Below are 16,898 nucleotides of genomic sequence, written 5' to 3'. Positions count from 1 at the left end.
ATGGGGAGGACTACCAATGAAAATAACAGATGTAAATACGCACATCGTCGGAAATGGATGGAAAAACTGGGTCTTTGTCCAGGTCGATACGGATGAAGGTGTCCACGGAATTGGTGAAGCAACATTAAATGGATTTGGAAAAACAGTAGAAGCGGCGATTCATGAATTAAAACCATATGTAATTGGAAAAAATCCGTTTGACGTAGAAAAGCATTCGTTAAGTATGTTTCGAGATGTTTTCTCAGATGGCGGTCAAATTCAGGGAGCTGCACTCTCTGGTATTGAATTTGCATGCTGGGACATTATGGGGAAAGTGCTGAATCAACCTGTTTATAATTTATTAGGTGGGAAAAGTCATGACCAGCTTCGCGTTTATGCGAATGGGTGGTATACTAGTGGCGAGAGAACACCTGAAAACTTTTATAATATGGCTAAGAAAGTAGTGGAAAAAGGATATACTGCTTTAAAGTTTGATCCCTTTGGTTCTTCGTGGCGAGTAGTCGACCGACAGGATTTCGCTTTAGCGATTGATTTGATTGGGGCAGTTAGAGAAGCAGTCGGTAAAGATGTGGACATTTTAATAGAGGGACATAACCGCTTTAGCGTGCACACAGCACTTCGTTTTGCTGAAGAGATGGCACAGTTTGATCCAACATGGTTTGAAGCGCCAGTCCCACCGCAAAGTGTTTCATCGATGATTGAGGTTGCTAAGCGCAGCCCTGTACCAATCGCATGTGGAGAGGATTACTATTGCAAGGAACAATTTGCTGAATTACTCTCTCATAACCAAGTCCACATTATTCAACTTGAACCACAGTTTATGGGACTTACTGCGGCTAAACAGGTAGCGGGTATGACAAATGCGTTTAATGGTGTTATTGCACCACACAGTGCGCAAGGTCCATTGTGCTCGATTGTATGTGCACATTTAAATACTGCTACACCAAATTTCTTTATTCACGAAATTTTTGATGATTTTAATGAGCCATGGACGCAAGATATCCTGACCAATACATTAGAAGTAAAGGATGGCTATATCGAGGTAAGTGATCGACCAGGCTGGGGAACGGACCTTAATTTGCATGAAATTAAAAAGCATCCATACCGTCGTGAAAACTTCTTACCACTATTTAGAGACGGATGGGAAAAACGAGCACCTGTAGAAGGATTTTAATAGCTGAATATGAAAGAGAAGGGTGATGGGGATTACCTTTCTCTTTTATAGATAAATGTAAGCGTTAACAAAAATGCGGAAAAGGTGGGGTTTAAATGAGGAAGAGAATTTTTCAATTAGGGATTTTTGCCTTCTTACTACTATTTATTGTTGCTTGTAGTGGAGATGATACAAGTAATAGTGATGCAGACACAGATACAGATGAAGCTACAGAAGCAAATGGAGAACAAGATGCTGCTGAAACATTTGGTGGGGATAGTGAAGATGCAACTGAATTAACGTTTTGGACCTTCCAAGAGCTTCATTTAGGAATATTTGAACATTCGGTAGACAGATGGAATGAGGAATTTCCGGATCGCCAAATTAAGTTAAATGCTGAAGCCTATCCTTATGATAATTTGCATAATAATTTATTACTAGCTTTACAATCAGGAACAGGCGCGCCAGATATTGCAGATATTGAGTTAAGTCGTTTCCCTAACTTTATGCAAGGGGAACCACAATTACTTCCTATGAATGATCACGTAGAACCAGTAATTGATGATTTTATAGAGTCTCGTTTTGATATCTATTCTAAAGACGGCAATTATTACGGAATGCCATTCCACGTAGGTGCTACAGTTGCTTACTACAACACAGAGATAATGGATGCAGCAGGTGTAGATATTGATTCGATTGAAACGTGGGATGATTATGAAGAGGCTGGTAAAAAGGTAGCTGAAAGTACAGATGCTGTTATGCTTACGTTTGAAACAGGCGCTGACTGGACTTTCTGGCCAATTATTCGTCAACAAGGCTCAGACTATTTTGATGAAAATGGTGAAGTTACAATTAATAATGAAACAAACGTAAACACACTACAATTAATGCATGATTGGATCTATGAAGACGAAATTGCAGATTTAACACCAGGTGGAGAAGTTCACTCTGAAGAGTTTTATGGATTTATGAATGATGGTGGTCAAGCGTCTATTTTAATGCCAATGTGGTATATGGGTCGTTTCACAGATTACATGCCAGACCTAGAAGGTAAAATGGTTATTCGCCCAATGCCTCGCTGGACAGAGGATGGTAACCGCTCTGCCGGTGCAGGTGGTACTGGGACAGTTGTTACAAATCAAACAGAGCATGAAGAGTTAGCGAAAGAATTTTTAGCTTATACGAAATTAAGTGAAGAAGGAAATATTGCATTCTGGGAAGTTCTAGGGTTTGACCCACCAATGTGGACTGTTTGGGAATCAGAAGCAATGCGCGAAGATAATAAGTTCTATCAGTATTTCGGGGATGATATTTTTGACACCCTATTAGAAGTACGTGATGAAATTGATTCCATCAATATTACAGAAAACAATCCTGATATGCAGCAAGAGTTGAATACGAATGTATTTAACAGTGTGTTGCGACAGCAATCTCAAACAGCCAAGGAAGCTTTAGATCAAGCAGCCGAAACTGTAGGGAATTAATCAGTTAGTGGTTTAAAAATAAAACAAAATTATAATCCTCTGCCTTAACTAGGTAGGGGATTATTTTTTAGTTTTTTCATGAATGTTAAGCAAACTGATTAGATTATAGTAGCTGAGTCTACCAATTTTCCCAATAGTATTATTGATTCACCTTCTGGAATCTAGAAACCTTGTTGAAAGCAAAGTTACAAGACCACATAATTATATAAGAAAAGAGACTTGCAGCAAAAAATGGTGTGAGACCTGGCAAAAATTCCATGATAAAATAAACGAAAACAAGTCCTGTCATGAGCATAATAGTAATAAAAGGGCTCATTATCATCAGTAAAACGGAATTTTTTAATACATGGATAAGTTTCGTATCATAGTGAACATATACTGGAAATACATAGAGTAGGGACAATATATAGATTACTATAAGGATAATCAAAGGATAGTAAGTCAATTGAATAAAAAAACCTTCTTGTTCGCTTACATAAGAGAAATCTAAGTATAAAAGGCCTCCTACTGCAATAACTATCAAACCTAGTATATTGCTTTTAATTATTTCCTTTTTATACGTACTCCAAAATGTCTGGAAAATAGGAATATCCCTTTTTCCCAAAACCCATTTTCGAATTACAGTAAACATGGAAGTTGTAGCAGGGAATAAACCGAAAATCACAATTCCAACTAATGTAAAAGCAATCCATAGAATGTTTAAATATGCAATATTCAAGACCCATTCAGCGACCTTATAAAAACCTCTCATTTGTCCATTCATCTCTTTTTCCTCCTTTTAGTGACTAAAACCACATAACGATGAGTCTAGTTGCAGTATGATTAGAATGAAAATTAGTTTATGTATTAAGTAACTAATATGATAAAATAAAGTAAATTTAAAGTAAACAGTCATTTTTACATATTTCAGAAGTGTTAGGTTTTAAAAGAAGGAGGGGTCCCTGTAATAATTTCTAGTATAAAGAAAAAAATGAATGATATAAAACTTAAAAATAAATTATTTCTTTCATTTGTATTCGTTGTTTTTGTTCCAATTATTATGATTGGAGGTTACCTGACTAATCAATTAAAACAAGTTGCACTGGAGGAAGCGATTGAACAGGCAGAGTTAGATATGGAACGCGTACAAAAAAGAACAGCAGAGTTATTAAAAGTACCGATATTTATCTCCAATAATATACAATACGATAGGCAGTTGGAGGAAATCATCAATACAGACTACCAAGAATTATTTGATGTAGTTAATGATTATCGTAATTATAAAACCTTCCTAAATCTAGTTACTATGTATGAGGAAATTAACAATATTCGTTTTTATGTTGAAAATCCAACCTTGTTAAATAACTGGGATATAATCCCTGCGAATGAGAAAATTAAAAATTCAAGCTGGTATCTAAAAGCTAAGAATGAAAAGGGGATATATAGATGGCGTTATTTAGAGGATGAGACATATGATTCTCAAAAATTTCTAAGCTTAATAAGACGGATAGATTTTGTTGACTATAACACAGAAGGTATCTTAGTAGTTAGCATAAATGAAGATAGTTTAAATTGGATTTTGACACAAGAATCTGAAGCAATGATGCTAGTGAATGGCGATAATTATATATACGCAGCCAATAGACCGAACTATATAGGGAAAAAACTCCAGAATATTGTAAATGCAAAAGAGATTGAAGAAAGTAAACTAGGTAATTTCCGAGGAGTAGTAGAGGGAGAAGAATCTCAAGTATTTATAGGAGATATTCAGGTTGGACAAGTTGAAAGCAACTTAAGAGTTGTTTCCGTTATTTCAGAAGATAGCATTGTGAAAAATGCTAATCATTTTAAAAGATTAGGATTTATCATTGTCCTTATTAGTGTAGCTGTTTCTTTAACATTGATTTACTATTTTTCAAAATTACTAACGAATCGTTTAGCTATTTTAATAAGACAAATTAATCTAGTAGGAAAAGGTGATTTTGACACCACTATGGTGATTGATGGAAAAGACGAGCTTGGAATACTTTCTAAGCACTTAGATAGTATGGTCGCAAATACAAAAAGTCTAATCAATGAAGTAGTGGAATCCAATCATCAAAAAACATTAATGGAAAGAAAGCAGAATGAGATTAAATTTAAAATGATGGCCAGTCAAATTAATCCGCATTTTCTATTTAATGTCCTGGAATCTATTCGCATGGAAGCTTATGTAAAAGGTGAAAAAGAAATAGCATCTGTGATTAAAACACTTGGAAAATTAATGAGGAAGAATCTCGAAGTTGGATCGGGTAAAGTAGAACTGAGCAGAGAAATAGAAATAGTAAAAAGTTATTTAGAAATCCAAAAATTTAGGCATGAGGATAGATTAAGCTATGATATTCTCGTTTCTCCTCTTGCTGAAAAGGTCTTAATTCCTCCATTAATTATTCAACCATTAGTAGAAAATGCTGTTGTTCATGGATTGGAAAAGCAAGAAAATCCAGTAGAAATAAATGTTATCGTAAAAAAGGTCAATAACAAATTGATTGCTCAAGTAATAGATAATGGAATTGGCATCTCAGAAGAAAAACAAAATGAGATACATTCTTTTTTAAATGAAATAGAAGATAACGATGGAGATCGCATTGGATTAAGAAATGTTCATCAAAGACTTCGACTAACATATGGGGAAAATGCGGGGCTTGTTATCGAGAGCAAACAAGGAATAGGCACAAAGGTTTGTTTTAGTGTACTTGTTCAGGAGGAGTAAAGATGTTTAAAGTGATGATTGTGGATGATGAATCTAGAACATGTAATGGACTAGTCAAAATAATTCCTTGGGATATCTATGGATTTGTAGTTGTTGGCACGGCTAAAAATGGGCATGATGCTTTGGAGAAGTTTAATACACTATTACCAGATGTATTAATTGTAGATATAAAAATGCCTAACATGTCGGGTTTAGAATTGATAGAGCGAATAAGAAGTAAGAGTCCATCAACACGTTTTATAATTTTAAGTGGTTACGCTGACTTTGCATATGCAAAAAAGGCAATTTTGCTTAATGTAGAGGGTTACTTACTAAAGCCTGTTGATGAAGACGAATTAATATATTTCTTGAATAGCATGAAGGAAAAGTTCAACAAAGAATTGAACTATACCCAAGCAAAACAAAGGATAGATGAAGAAAAAAAAGAGAAGGTTATTCATGCCGCGTTATCAGGTGATTATAGCAAAGTGAAGCCTTACAAACATTATTTTAACTTTCCATCTTATAGAGTCCTTTTAATTAAAAAAAATAGTGAAATTAGAGAGGGACTAGAACTAATCAAAGAATTGTTTGGCAAGCATAACGATGGAATTGTATTTAACACGACACCCTATACAGGTGTAATTGTGAATAATCAACAGAGTCTTCCTATTCTCAAACAGAAAATAGAGAAGCTTTTGTTAACAGGGTTACCTAAACAATCTGATTTTTTTGCTGTTCTGGGAGGAGCCATCGTTAATATTGAGGATTTACCTAAATCCTATAACGATGCGCTTGACCTAATGGAAAAGCGTTTTTTTCTTAAGGAGGAAAGGATCTTAAGTAGTGACTCCACATCGGTTTTCATTAACGATAATGACATTGATAAGATGTATGAAAAACCTATAGAACTTAATAGTATAACGGATAAGTTATTCTACTCGATAGAAATAGAAGATAAAGATGCACTTGAAAGGATCTGTGTAGAAACTTTAGCCCAAATGGTTGCACTTAACTATTCAGAAGTAACAATTAAGAGAAGCTGCATCGAATTACTCTCTAATATACAAAATAAGGTTCTTCATTCATATAATGATAGAGAAGTCATTAATTATGTATATACATCTAAAATAATTAATATTGAAAAACAAGAAAATATTGAAAAAGTGTTAAGATTTATGCAGGATTTGCTTCTAGAAATATTAAAAAATGTTGATATGGATACTAGTGATAACCTTGTGAAGAAAATGGTAAATCTCATTGAACGAAATTATTCTCAAAATATTAAACTAGATACGATAGCAGAAGTACTCAATTACAACTCAGCTTATATTGGACAATTATTTAAAGATCATACAGGGGATTATTTTAACACGTATTTAGATAAAGTTAGGATAGAAAATGCTAAAAAATTATTGTTAGAAGAAATGAAAATATATAAAGTAGCAGAGAAAATTGGTTACTCCAATGTTGATTATTTTCATTCGAAATTTAAAAAGTATGAAGGCGTATCGCCTTCTGTTTTCAGAAAAAATAATAGAAAAGACTAATTATAAAGGTGATAGCGAAAACTCGTTATCACCTTATTTTTATTGATTTGAACCACTAAAGGAAAGCGCATTCAAGAATACTACATGATTTTTCATTAAATTATTACGGTATTTTTAACCAGCTAATTAATCTAAAATAAAATTACTGAAAGGAAGGGGTTACATGGAAATCACCAGGAAAGCGTATTCAAAATCTTCGGCTATCCAAAAAAAGAAAAAAACCTTTTGGAAAGCTGCTAAGAATCAAAAAATGTTATATGCAATGTCACTTCCCTTTGTTATATGGGTATTTGTTTTTAATTACCTACCTGTTTGGGGTTGGACAATGGCTTTTCAGAATTTCACACCTGGTATATCATTTTTTGAGCAAGAATGGGTTGGGCTCGATCATTTTATAGCATTATTTCAAGATGAAAGGTTCTATTTAACGCTAAGAAATACATTAGCAATGAGTTTTCTAGGTTTACTATTTGGTTTCACTATTCCTATTATCTTTGCAATATTGTTAAACGAAGTTCGACATTCTTTGTTTAAGAGAACGATACAAACCATAACGTATCTGCCTCACTTTGTTTCATGGGTAGTTGTTGCAGGGATTGTAACGAAAATGCTATCTACTGATGGCGGGGTAGTAAATGATATTTTAATGGGCATGGGTATTATCGATCAACCATTTCAATTTATGGCAAAAGAAAATTGGTTTTGGGGAATAGTCACCGTTTCAGACATATGGAAGGAAATGGGATGGAATGCAATTATTTTTTTAGCGGCTATTGCAGGACTTGACCCACAGCTGTATGAAGCAGCAAAAGTTGATGGTGCAAATAGGTTTAGAAGAATGTGGCATATTACTTTACCTGGAATAAGGCCAACTATCTTAGTTGTACTTATCTTAAATATAGGTCATCTTATTCAAATAGGATTTGAAAAGCAGATGTTATTAGGTAACTCACTTGTAGTTGATTATTCTGAAGTGTTGGAATTATACGCTCTAAATTATGGGATTGGATTAGGAGAGTTCTCATACGGAACTGCGATCGGTATTTTTAACTCGGTAGTAAGTATCTTTTTATTATTCCTCGCTAATGGTATATTCAAGCGTTATTCAAATCAAAGTGTTATGTAGGAGGAGTACTAGTGGCAATGAAAAAAGGAATTAGAAAACTATCTTTCAAAAATCACGTTTTCGATATTATAAATTATAGCTTTTTAATAATGGTAATGGTTGTAACAATCTATCCATTTTTAAATGTTTTAGCCATTTCGTTAAACGAATCAGTAGATACAATTAGAGGTGGAATTTATTTATGGCCTAGAGAGTTTACGCTTAATAATTACTTTGAAATCTCAAAATATGACAATTTAATAACTGGTTTTTCAAACTCTGTACTACGAACGGTAATTGGGACTGTTTTGGGTGTTTTTATCCAAGCTATGGTAGCGTTCACATTAAGTCGTCCTGATTTTCAGGGGAGAAAATTTGTCTCTACTGTAATTGTTCTAACCATGTACTTCTCTGGTGGGTTAATTCCTGGATACATGTTGATTAGAGATTTGGGATTAATGAATTCCTTTTGGGTATATATCTTACCTGGTTTAATAAGTGCATTTAACATTATTATTATTCGCTCCTTCATGGATGGTTTACCAATGTCTCTTCAAGAGTCAGCAAAAATGGATGGAGCAAATGATTTTACTATCTTTTATAAGATCATTTTGCCACTATGTAAACCGGTATTAGCCACAATTGCATTATTTATTGCTGTTGGGCAATGGAATCAATGGTTTGATACCTATCTTTTTAACAGTATGAATGAAAGTTTAACCACGTTACAGTATGAGCTTATGAAAATATTAGATAATACCTCAATGGGTGGGGGACAGGATGCAAATTTAATGCGGTCTACTAATGAGCAACAAAATAACCTTGTTTCACCTGAATCAATAAAGATGGCGATCACAATGGTAACCGTGGTACCAATTATTGTTGTCTATCCGCTTGTACAAAGATATTTTATTCAAGGTATGACATTAGGTGCAGTAAAACAATAATTCTTGGTATCTAGCAGGAAATCCTGCTACTACAATAAATTTATTTAGAAAAGGGAGGAAACATTAGTGAAAGAATTAAAGAAGATTTTTAGCTTGATCTTTATCGTAGCACTTTTATCTTTTATGGTAGCTTGTCAAGATAACGAAGAGGATGTTGCATCAGATTCTGGTGATGACGATGGGACAATTGAACTTACGGTTTTTGACTCGGATACAAATTCTGATTGGGAAGAAATGAAAAGCCCTGTTGGTCAAAAAATAGTAGAGGACACTGGGGTCACACTTAAACCAGAATTTGATATTGAAGGCGGGCAAACAAAAATTCCATTAATGATTGCTAGTGGGGAATATCCAGATATGATTCTATCAAAAGGGGGAGGTCAGCTTGTTGAAGCGGAAGCTTTAATAGACTTGGCTCCTTTAATCGAAGAACATGCACCAAATATTAAGAAAATGCTTGGTGAGGAATTAAATCGTTTAAAATGGAGTAAGGAAGATCCTTCGATTTATGTATTGACCAATGCTGCAGTGGAAAATCAGGCAATGTCACCTAACTTTGGTGCATGGGTGCAGCACGCCGTAGTAAAGGAACTCGGATATCCAAAAATAAGAACACTAGAAGACTTAGAAAGCGTAATTAGAGAATACAAAGAATTGCATCCAACAATAGATGGTCAAAAAACTATTGGCTTATCCATGAATACAGATGAATGGAGAATACAATCAGCATTTTTAAATAGTGGTTTCATGATGACTGGTGGTAGTGATGACGGAGAATATTTTATTGATCCAGAAACATTTGATGCAACGTTGCACTATCGTCGTCCAATCGAAAAAAAGGTTTTTGAATGGTATAACAAAATGAATGCAGAGGGGCTATTAGACTCTGAAACATTTGTACAAAAGCATGATCAATATACTGCAAAGTTAGCATCGGGCAGAGTACTCGCTACAATAGGACCTGACTACTTAATGTATGAAGGGCAAAGCGCTCTACGCGAAGCGGGAATGGAAGAAAGAATGTATGGACAATATCCGGTGACGTTAAATGAAGATTATGTAAGTCATGCCTACCATAGTAATGGTTTACAAGCAGGATGGGGTATCAGTATCACTAAGGATTGTAAAGATCCAGTCCGTGCTATAAAATTTTTGGATTATTTAGCATCTGAAGAAACACAAATAATGCTTAACTGGGGTATTGAAGGCGAACACTACGAGATTGTCGATGGGAAGCGGGTTATCCCAGAAGAAGAGCGGGAAAAACGAAATAACGATAAAGATTATCTCAAGAAAACTGGAATTGGTTATAATTTTTTGCGCTATGTTCCTCATTGGGGTGATGGTGTAGTAGATTCTACTGGTCAAACCATTACAGTCAATACGCGTGAAGAAGCCATTAAAAATCAAACAGATATAGAAAAAGAAGTACTTGCTGCATATGATGTGGAGCTATGGAAAGACTTATATCCAGCTATGGAAGAATTCCCAGTCAAAGCTTGGGGCGCCGCTTATAATATTTCTATACCTGCAAGTTCTGACCTGAAAGTCTTAAATCAACGTGCATTAGACGTTACGAAAAAACTTGTACCAGAAGCTGTTCTTACAAGTCCGGATCAATTTGATGAGATTTGGAGTAAATTTATGACCAACCTAGAGAAAAATAATATTGAAAAAGCTGAAGAAGAATATACGCAGCTAATAAAAGATAGAGTTGAATTATGGAATAATTAAACTCAATGAGAGGGGGCCATGTAAATGGCCCTTTTCCTTAAAAGAATTTTATACAAGGAATGGTGGAGTTAATAATATGACCAATAGAATGAAGAAAGAACAGAAAACAAATAATCAACTAGTACTAGAAGCAAATGAAGGCAAGTTATCAGGTACTCGCGTGTCAACATCTTTAAAGGGGTTTTCTGGTAGTGGATATGTAACCGGACTGGATGAGGATAATAATTTTTTAGAGGTTAAAGGATTTATTTCTTGCGACAGCAATATCGATCTTTTTATTCGGTATGCTGCGTTAAATGGTGTTAGAAGGAATATTTTATATATCAACGATGACTGTTATGGGGAATTTATCACCGAACAATCAAATAATTTTGTTGAGTTAAAGATTTGCAATCTATCATTAAAACAAGGGCCAGTAAAAATTAAGGTTGTAAAAGGTTGGGGTGGAATTGAAGTGGATAGCTTCTTGTTGAAGCCTTCTCCTGAACGTAGTAGTGAAAGTCCTGACTTTCAATTATCAAATCCTTTTGCTTCAAAGGAATGTCATACTATCTTAGGTTATTTGAAAAATATCTATGGTAAGAAAATAATTACTGGTCAGCATACTGCGGCTGCTAGTGGACCGGAACTAGACCATATTAAGGAGATAACTGGTAAACTACCTGCTTTAAGAGGATTTGACTTTCTTAGCTATTCGTTGAAAACAGACACAGTAGAAGCGACCCCACATAAAATTGAAGAAATTAATGAGAATAAAGGCTCAACTGAAAAGGCAATAGAATGGGGTAACTTGCATAAAGGTTTGGTGACTTTTTGTTGGCATTGGTATGCTCCAACTGGTGGTAAGGATAAAGCTTTTTATACAGAAAATACAGATTTTGATTTAAATAAAGCTTTGATTCCAGATTCAACAGAATACAAAGCATTATTAGCTGATATGGATGAGATAGCAAAACAATTAAAACGATTAAGAGATGAAAATATACCTGTATTTTGGCGCCCGCTTCATGAAGCAGATGGAGGTTGGTTTTGGTGGGGAGCGAAAGGACCTGAACCTTATAAAAAACTGTATGTTTGGATGTATAAACGTTTTACCGAATACCATCAGCTAAATAACTTAATATGGGTTTGGAATGCACCAAATACTGATTGGTATCCAGGTGATGATTATGTTGACATTTCTGGAGTAGATACGTATGCACCAAGCGGTGAGTATGGCCCATTAAAGTGTCATTTTGATTATTGCCAAGAACTTATTCAAAATCGGAAACCTATTGCTTTGACAGAGAACGGGCCAATACCTGATCCAGAAAAATTAATAGAAAGTAAGACTCCTTGGCTATGGTATATGCCGTGGTATGGCGAATTTGTTTTTGGTAACAGCACGAGTGAATACCAATTAAAAAAAGCTTACGATCATCCTTATTGTATAACACTAGATGATCTGCCGAATAGATAGCGAAGGGTCCAAAGGTGATGGATCTAGGAGGATGACGAGGTAAATTATAAAATTCGAGGGAGGAAGAAGTATGAAAAATGAGGGAATAAAATTATTAGTAAAAAACTCAATTCTTGTTACAAGTATTTTTATGCTGAGTTTTTCCTTAATTATAACAACGGGAAGTATAGCTAATGCTGAAACAGAGGTGAGAAAATTCGAAGCAGAAGATGCTTCTTTGAATGAACTAAGTGTTAAAAAGGATGAAGAAGGATATTCTGGTTCTGGATATGTAGGAGATTTTGAAAATAGTTCACAGAAGGTTACGTTTCATGTGGAGGTGAATGAAACCGCTTTATACAATCTAAATATTGGATATGGAGCTATTTATGGTAGTGGAAAAGTAGCAAATGTTACCGTTAATGAACAACCGCTAAGTTCATTTACAATGGGAAGTGGGTTTGGAGAAGCATCGGCAGGTAATATTTTACTTAAATCGGGTGAGAATACAATTACAATTTCTCCAAATTGGACTTGGTTTGCAATTGATTACATTGAAATTAAGCCTGTATCTGCACCTGAAGAGCCTGACATTGAAAAGGAATTAATTAATCCAAATGCAACGAATGAAACTAAATCTTTAATTAGCTTTCTTGTTGATAACTTTGGTGAAAAGATCCTTGCTGGACAACAAGATTATCCAAGCACTCGACCAGGGGATTTAGAATATATCTATCAAACTACTGGCAAATACCCTGCTGTATTAGGTTTGGATTTTATCGATAATAGTCCTTCTAGAGTGGAACATGGAGCCTCAGCTGATGAAACCCCTATAGCTATTGACTGGTGGAATAAGGGTGGAATTGTTGCCTTTACATGGCACTGGAATGCGCCAAAAGATTTAATCAATGAGCCGGGCAATGAGTGGTGGAGTGGTTTTTATACAAGAGCAACAACTTTTGACGTAGAATATGCGTTAAATCATCCTGAATCAGAAGACTACAAGCTTCTAATACGTGATATTGATGTGATAGCAGATGAATTAATAAAATTACAGGAAGCGGGTGTTCCTGTGTTATGGAGACCGCTTCATGAGGCAGAAGGTGGTTGGTTCTGGTGGGGTGCAAAAGGTCCAGAGCCTACAAAGGAACTATGGAGATTAATGTATGATAGAATGACAAACTACCATAACTTAAATAATTTAATTTGGGTATGGAACTCCATTGAAGAGGATTGGTATCCTGGAGATGAGTATGTGGACATTGTTAGCTTTGATTCGTATCCTGGTGACTTTAATTATAGTCCAATGAGCAGTCAGCATGAAGCGTTAAAGGAGTTGTCTAGCAACAAAAAAATCATTGCAATTGCAGAAAATGGACCGATACCTGATCCTGATTTATTACCACTTTACCATGCTAATTATAGCTGGTTTTCTACTTGGAATGGAGATGTGTTAAGGAACCAAAATAGCGAAGAACACCTAAAGAAAGTATATAACCATGATTATGTTATAACACTAGATGAAATGCCTAAGCTAAAATTATATAGGGAAAACTCACTACTAACAAAACTATCTAATTTGATTCATGAAAATCAAGAAAAGGGCGAATTGACAGGACCTTTATTAAAGCAATCAAAAAATAGACTGCTAAGAATACAAGATCATTTCGATAAAAAACAATATAAGCAGGTAATTCAACATTTAGATCAGTTTGAAAAGAGTCTAAATAACAAAGCACTTCAAGATAATGTAACAGAAAAAACAAAAGCTGAACTAATTGATACTTTGGATGAGTTTAGGGCAATACTAAAGGAAAGATAAGATTTTAGCGTTTATGTTAAATTAATATAAATGATCAGCCTATGAAGGGTAGATCCAAAATCGTCTCTTTGCATATAACTAACAGTGGTCAATCCCAAGTTATATAAAAAAAGAGGCGATTTTTTTGTGACTCCTCAGCTTTTTCTACTATTTTACTCTAAGTATAGTTTCTCTATAATAAATGAATGTTGATAAAAAATTATCTCAGTGAAAGTGATCCAATCCCCTCAAATATACGTTTACTTAGTAAAGGAGCATGTGCATTTTACCTTTATATCCTTAAATATGCTAATATGATTTAGATAGGGATAAAATCTTATTTTTAGGGGAATAAGTTGATAGTTAAGTCAAAAGGACTAATTAATCAATTTATAATAGGGGTAAAGGGAGGTTTCTATGAGCAGTCATGATTTAGAATTATATTCTCAGATTCAGGCTGGCGATCAACGAGCATTAGAACAATTATATGATCGTTACGAAAAGCTTGTCTATTCATTCGCATATCGTATGGTAAAGCAAGAAGCACTTGCGGAAGAAATTGTTCAGGAAGTCTTTATGAAGATATGGACAAAAAAAGGCGTTTATCAGGAGAAAAAAGGTAAGTTATCTTCATGGATTTTGACTATCACCCGCAATACTAGTATTGATATCATTCGTAAAAATAAAATAACTACGCATACCTTTGAAGAATGGGATTCGTTAAAAAGTGATCAAACTGAGACGGAAGATATTGTATTATGGAAAGAAAAGAAAGAGAAGCTCAAAATCGCTGTAAGAGAATTAAGCGAGGATCAGCAACAAATCGTTCAATTATTTTATTTTAAAGGGTTCTCACAGCAAAAAATTGCTAATACATGCAGTATCCCTTTAGGAACAGTAAAAGGCCGGATCCGGCTAGCCTTGAAACATTTAAAAGAAACCATGAAAAATATAGATGAAAGGGGGGTTAACGATGAGACAAGAGGCGTGTAATTTATTAATTGATTATTTTAATAATCAACTCAGTAAAGAAGATAAAGAGATTTTCGAACAACACTTAGAATCCTGTGAATCATGTCAAGAAGAACTAAAAGAATTAGAAGAATTCACAGAGGATCTGCCGTATATGTCGGAATCTATAACCCCGCCAGAAGATATGAAGGCTCGAGTGCTTACGAATATTTTTGCTTCAGAAAAAGAAGAAGACGCAACTGTAGACCAAAATAAAAAAGCGGAACCAGAACAAGGATCAAATGTTTCATCTTTTCCATTAGAAAAAAGAAAGAGTAAAAATAAAAATTGGTTAACCCCATTATTAGCAGCAGGCTTACTAGTTTCTGTTTTAGGAAATGGAATATTAGTAATGAACCAATCAGAGGATACGGCGGAAAGTCCGGAGATTGAACAAGAAGAAAGCTTAGATAGAACGCAACTAAGTGCACAGCTTGCACCTTCAGAAGGAATTGAAGCATCTGCGACTGCCACGATGGTTGAGAAGCAAAACAGCTTAAATTTAATGATTCAAGCAAATAATTTGTCGGCTTTAGAAGGCGATCAAACGTATCAGGTATGGGTGTTAGAAGGAGAAAAACCATATCGTGCAGGTACCTTTGTACCGAATGAAGAAGGATTTGGAGCCGTTTCGTTTGAAATGGATCAGTTAGGTGATCATGACTGGGATGTGATCGCAATTACAAAAGAACCTAATGCAACAAGCGAAACACCTCAGGGCGATATAATTTTAAGTACAGAACTATAGGAAGAAACAAAAGGGACATCTAAACTTTTAGGTGTCCTTTTTTTTTCTATTAGAGCTTTTATTGGGAATTACTCATGATACAAAAAATAAGTGTAACTATCCACCAAACTAATAAATCTAAAAATAAATTAATTTATCCTCTGTATTACAACTTAACTAAGTATTTTAATCACAGCAAAAAAAGCAATTAACTTAAATAAAATTATGTTTAATTATTCGTTACAAATGGAATAGTCCCTAGATAGCAATTCAAAAAAGTATCGTTAACTGGAGGTCAACAATGAGATATGGTGGAATAGGTTTGATTATGTTGGCAGCTATACTTTGGGGTGTTACCGGAGGAATCGCAGATATATTAATGAACAAAGGCTGGAATCCTACAATTATTTCATTTTATCGTGGAGCAATAGGGTTTGTATGTATCTTTTCATGGTTTCTTTTTCAGGGCAAACAAAATTGGTCTAGCTCCTTAGCGGTGTACATATGGTCTATCCTTGCAGGAGTTGGTGTAGCTGGAAATTTCACCTTTTATTTTCTGAGTATTGAAGCATCTAGCGTAGCAATTGCAGCTACATTAATGTACACTGCACCACTTTTTGTGCTATTAATTTCGTTTCTATTTAAGTTAGAGCGCTCCACTTGGCTAAAATGGGGATGTATCGCTTTAGTATTAGTGGGAATTTTCTTACTTACAGGTGCTTATAAGTCGGGATCATCCTCTGTTACTCTACTAGGAGCAGCTGCAGGACTTGGTGCCGGTTTATCGTACGCATTGTTTATTTTCAGTTTTAAAAAGACCGCTACTTTAGCAAAGCCACAGTTAACATTGACCATTGCTTTCTTAGCATTTGGTTTAATACTTCTACTGTTTATCGATTATAAAGAAGCACTTTCTGTCATAACTTCGGGTGATTTAGGGTGGTTTATTCTGTTAGGACTTGTCGGAGCCGGGGTGTCGTTTGTTTTCTATGTAGTCGGTATTAAATGGACTGCACCTTCAACTGCTTCGATGATCGCTATGGTAGAGCCTGTTACAGCATCCTTGTTTGGTGTTTTAGTCCTTAAAGATAGTCTGACCATTGTTCAAATTATAGGTATGCTCTTTATTTTAGTCACTATCACTTTCTTAAGTGTGAAACAGACTCACTAAAAATTCTTCAGTTATTGCAGAAGGTTTATCATAAATGGTTAAGCTCCTTTAGGTTGGAGTTAAGCCA

At 34.9% G+C, this 16,898-nt stretch carries 13 protein-coding genes; 12 read left to right on the top strand and 1 reads right to left on the bottom strand.

The genetic code is table 11. The annotated features are described in order from the left end of the window. Positions 1-16: 16 nt before the first annotated feature. Both DFR57_RS02945 and DFR57_RS02940 read left to right on the top strand, forming a co-directional pair. Entirely contained in the window at positions 17-1,174 is a 1,158-nt protein-coding gene (locus DFR57_RS02945; RefSeq protein WP_114351658.1) for a mandelate racemase/muconate lactonizing enzyme family protein, read from the top strand. A gap of 95 nt (positions 1,175-1,269) precedes the next feature. After that, positions 1,270-2,637, top strand: a complete 1,368-nt coding sequence (locus DFR57_RS02940; protein WP_114351657.1) for an ABC transporter substrate-binding protein — start codon at positions 1,270-1,272, stop codon at positions 2,635-2,637. Between the two features lie 139 nt (positions 2,638-2,776). On the opposite strand, the gene DFR57_RS02935 is transcribed toward DFR57_RS02940, so the two are convergent. Further along, positions 2,777-3,400 carry a YesL family protein gene (locus DFR57_RS02935; protein ID WP_114351656.1) on the bottom strand — a complete coding sequence of 208 codons (624 nt, stop codon included), beginning with the start codon at positions 3,398-3,400 and terminating at the stop codon, positions 2,777-2,779. A 207-nt stretch (positions 3,401-3,607) separates the two neighbouring features. Here DFR57_RS02935 and DFR57_RS02930 point away from each other — a divergent pair, with 207 nt between their 5' ends. From DFR57_RS02930 to DFR57_RS02885, 10 genes are all read left to right on the top strand, one after another. Then, positions 3,608-5,368, top strand: a complete 1,761-nt coding sequence (locus tag DFR57_RS02930) for a cache domain-containing sensor histidine kinase (protein ID WP_114351655.1) — start codon at positions 3,608-3,610, stop codon at positions 5,366-5,368. A gap of 2 nt (positions 5,369-5,370) precedes the next feature. After that, complete coding sequence (locus DFR57_RS02925) at positions 5,371-6,897, top strand: response regulator transcription factor (protein WP_114351654.1); 1,527 nt, start codon at positions 5,371-5,373, stop codon at positions 6,895-6,897. Positions 6,898-7,060: 163 nt separating this feature from the next. Then, a complete protein-coding gene (locus tag DFR57_RS02920; protein ID WP_114351653.1) occupies positions 7,061-8,023 on the top strand; it encodes an ABC transporter permease in 963 nt (320 codons plus the stop codon). Between the two features lie 17 nt (positions 8,024-8,040). Next, a complete protein-coding gene (locus DFR57_RS02915) occupies positions 8,041-8,949 on the top strand; it encodes a carbohydrate ABC transporter permease (RefSeq protein WP_114351819.1) in 909 nt (302 codons plus the stop codon). A gap of 66 nt (positions 8,950-9,015) precedes the next feature. Further along, positions 9,016-10,683, top strand: a complete 1,668-nt coding sequence (locus DFR57_RS02910; RefSeq protein WP_114351652.1) for an ABC transporter substrate-binding protein — start codon at positions 9,016-9,018, stop codon at positions 10,681-10,683. Between the two features lie 76 nt (positions 10,684-10,759). Beyond that, positions 10,760-12,142, top strand: coding sequence for a glycosyl hydrolase (locus tag DFR57_RS02905; RefSeq protein WP_114351651.1), 1,383 nt, complete (start codon positions 10,760-10,762; stop codon positions 12,140-12,142). A 70-nt stretch (positions 12,143-12,212) separates the two neighbouring features. Next, complete coding sequence (locus tag DFR57_RS02900; protein WP_114351650.1) at positions 12,213-13,943, top strand: glycosyl hydrolase; 1,731 nt, start codon at positions 12,213-12,215, stop codon at positions 13,941-13,943. Positions 13,944-14,339: 396 nt separating this feature from the next. Further along, the gene (locus DFR57_RS02895; RefSeq protein WP_114351649.1) at positions 14,340-14,915 is read left to right on the top strand and encodes an RNA polymerase sigma factor; all 576 of its coding nucleotides are present in this window, start codon (positions 14,340-14,342) and stop codon (positions 14,913-14,915) included. Further along, complete coding sequence (locus tag DFR57_RS02890; protein WP_114351648.1) at positions 14,896-15,681, top strand: anti-sigma factor; 786 nt, start codon at positions 14,896-14,898, stop codon at positions 15,679-15,681. The genes DFR57_RS02895 and DFR57_RS02890 overlap by 20 nt, the downstream gene beginning before the upstream one ends. Before the next feature lie 280 nt (positions 15,682-15,961). Beyond that, a complete protein-coding gene (locus DFR57_RS02885; protein ID WP_114351647.1) occupies positions 15,962-16,831 on the top strand; it encodes a DMT family transporter in 870 nt (289 codons plus the stop codon). Positions 16,832-16,898 lie beyond the last annotated feature (67 nt).

The sequence above is a fragment of the Saliterribacillus persicus genome, from assembly GCF_003337485.1.
GTDB lineage: Bacteria > Bacillota > Bacilli > Bacillales > Amphibacillaceae > Saliterribacillus > Saliterribacillus persicus.
Note: the sequence above shows the minus strand (reverse complement) of the source record. Positions and strands in the feature narration are given on the sequence as shown.

What these genes read in the sequence shown, in the direction of transcription:
- DFR57_RS02905 (WP_114351651.1), top strand. Translation starts at nt 10,760, where the DNA reads ATGACCAATAGAATGAAGAAAGAACAGAAAACAAATAATCAACTAGTA.
- DFR57_RS02930 (WP_114351655.1), top strand. Translation starts at nt 3,608, where the DNA reads ATGAATGATATAAAACTTAAAAATAAATTATTTCTTTCATTTGTATTC.
- DFR57_RS02920 (WP_114351653.1), top strand. Translation starts at nt 7,061, where the DNA reads ATGGAAATCACCAGGAAAGCGTATTCAAAATCTTCGGCTATCCAAAAA.
- DFR57_RS02940 (WP_114351657.1), top strand. Translation starts at nt 1,270, where the DNA reads ATGAGGAAGAGAATTTTTCAATTAGGGATTTTTGCCTTCTTACTACTA.
- DFR57_RS02890 (WP_114351648.1), top strand. Translation starts at nt 14,896, where the DNA reads ATGAGACAAGAGGCGTGTAATTTATTAATTGATTATTTTAATAATCAA.
- DFR57_RS02925 (WP_114351654.1), top strand. Translation starts at nt 5,371, where the DNA reads ATGTTTAAAGTGATGATTGTGGATGATGAATCTAGAACATGTAATGGA.
- DFR57_RS02915 (WP_114351819.1), top strand. Translation starts at nt 8,041, where the DNA reads ATGAAAAAAGGAATTAGAAAACTATCTTTCAAAAATCACGTTTTCGAT.
- DFR57_RS02895 (WP_114351649.1), top strand. Translation starts at nt 14,340, where the DNA reads ATGAGCAGTCATGATTTAGAATTATATTCTCAGATTCAGGCTGGCGAT.
- DFR57_RS02945 (WP_114351658.1), top strand. Translation starts at nt 17, where the DNA reads ATGAAAATAACAGATGTAAATACGCACATCGTCGGAAATGGATGGAAA.
- DFR57_RS02900 (WP_114351650.1), top strand. Translation starts at nt 12,213, where the DNA reads ATGAAAAATGAGGGAATAAAATTATTAGTAAAAAACTCAATTCTTGTT.
- DFR57_RS02935 (WP_114351656.1), bottom strand. Translation starts at nt 3,400, where the DNA reads ATGAATGGACAAATGAGAGGTTTTTATAAGGTCGCTGAATGGGTCTTG.
- DFR57_RS02885 (WP_114351647.1), top strand. Translation starts at nt 15,962, where the DNA reads ATGAGATATGGTGGAATAGGTTTGATTATGTTGGCAGCTATACTTTGG.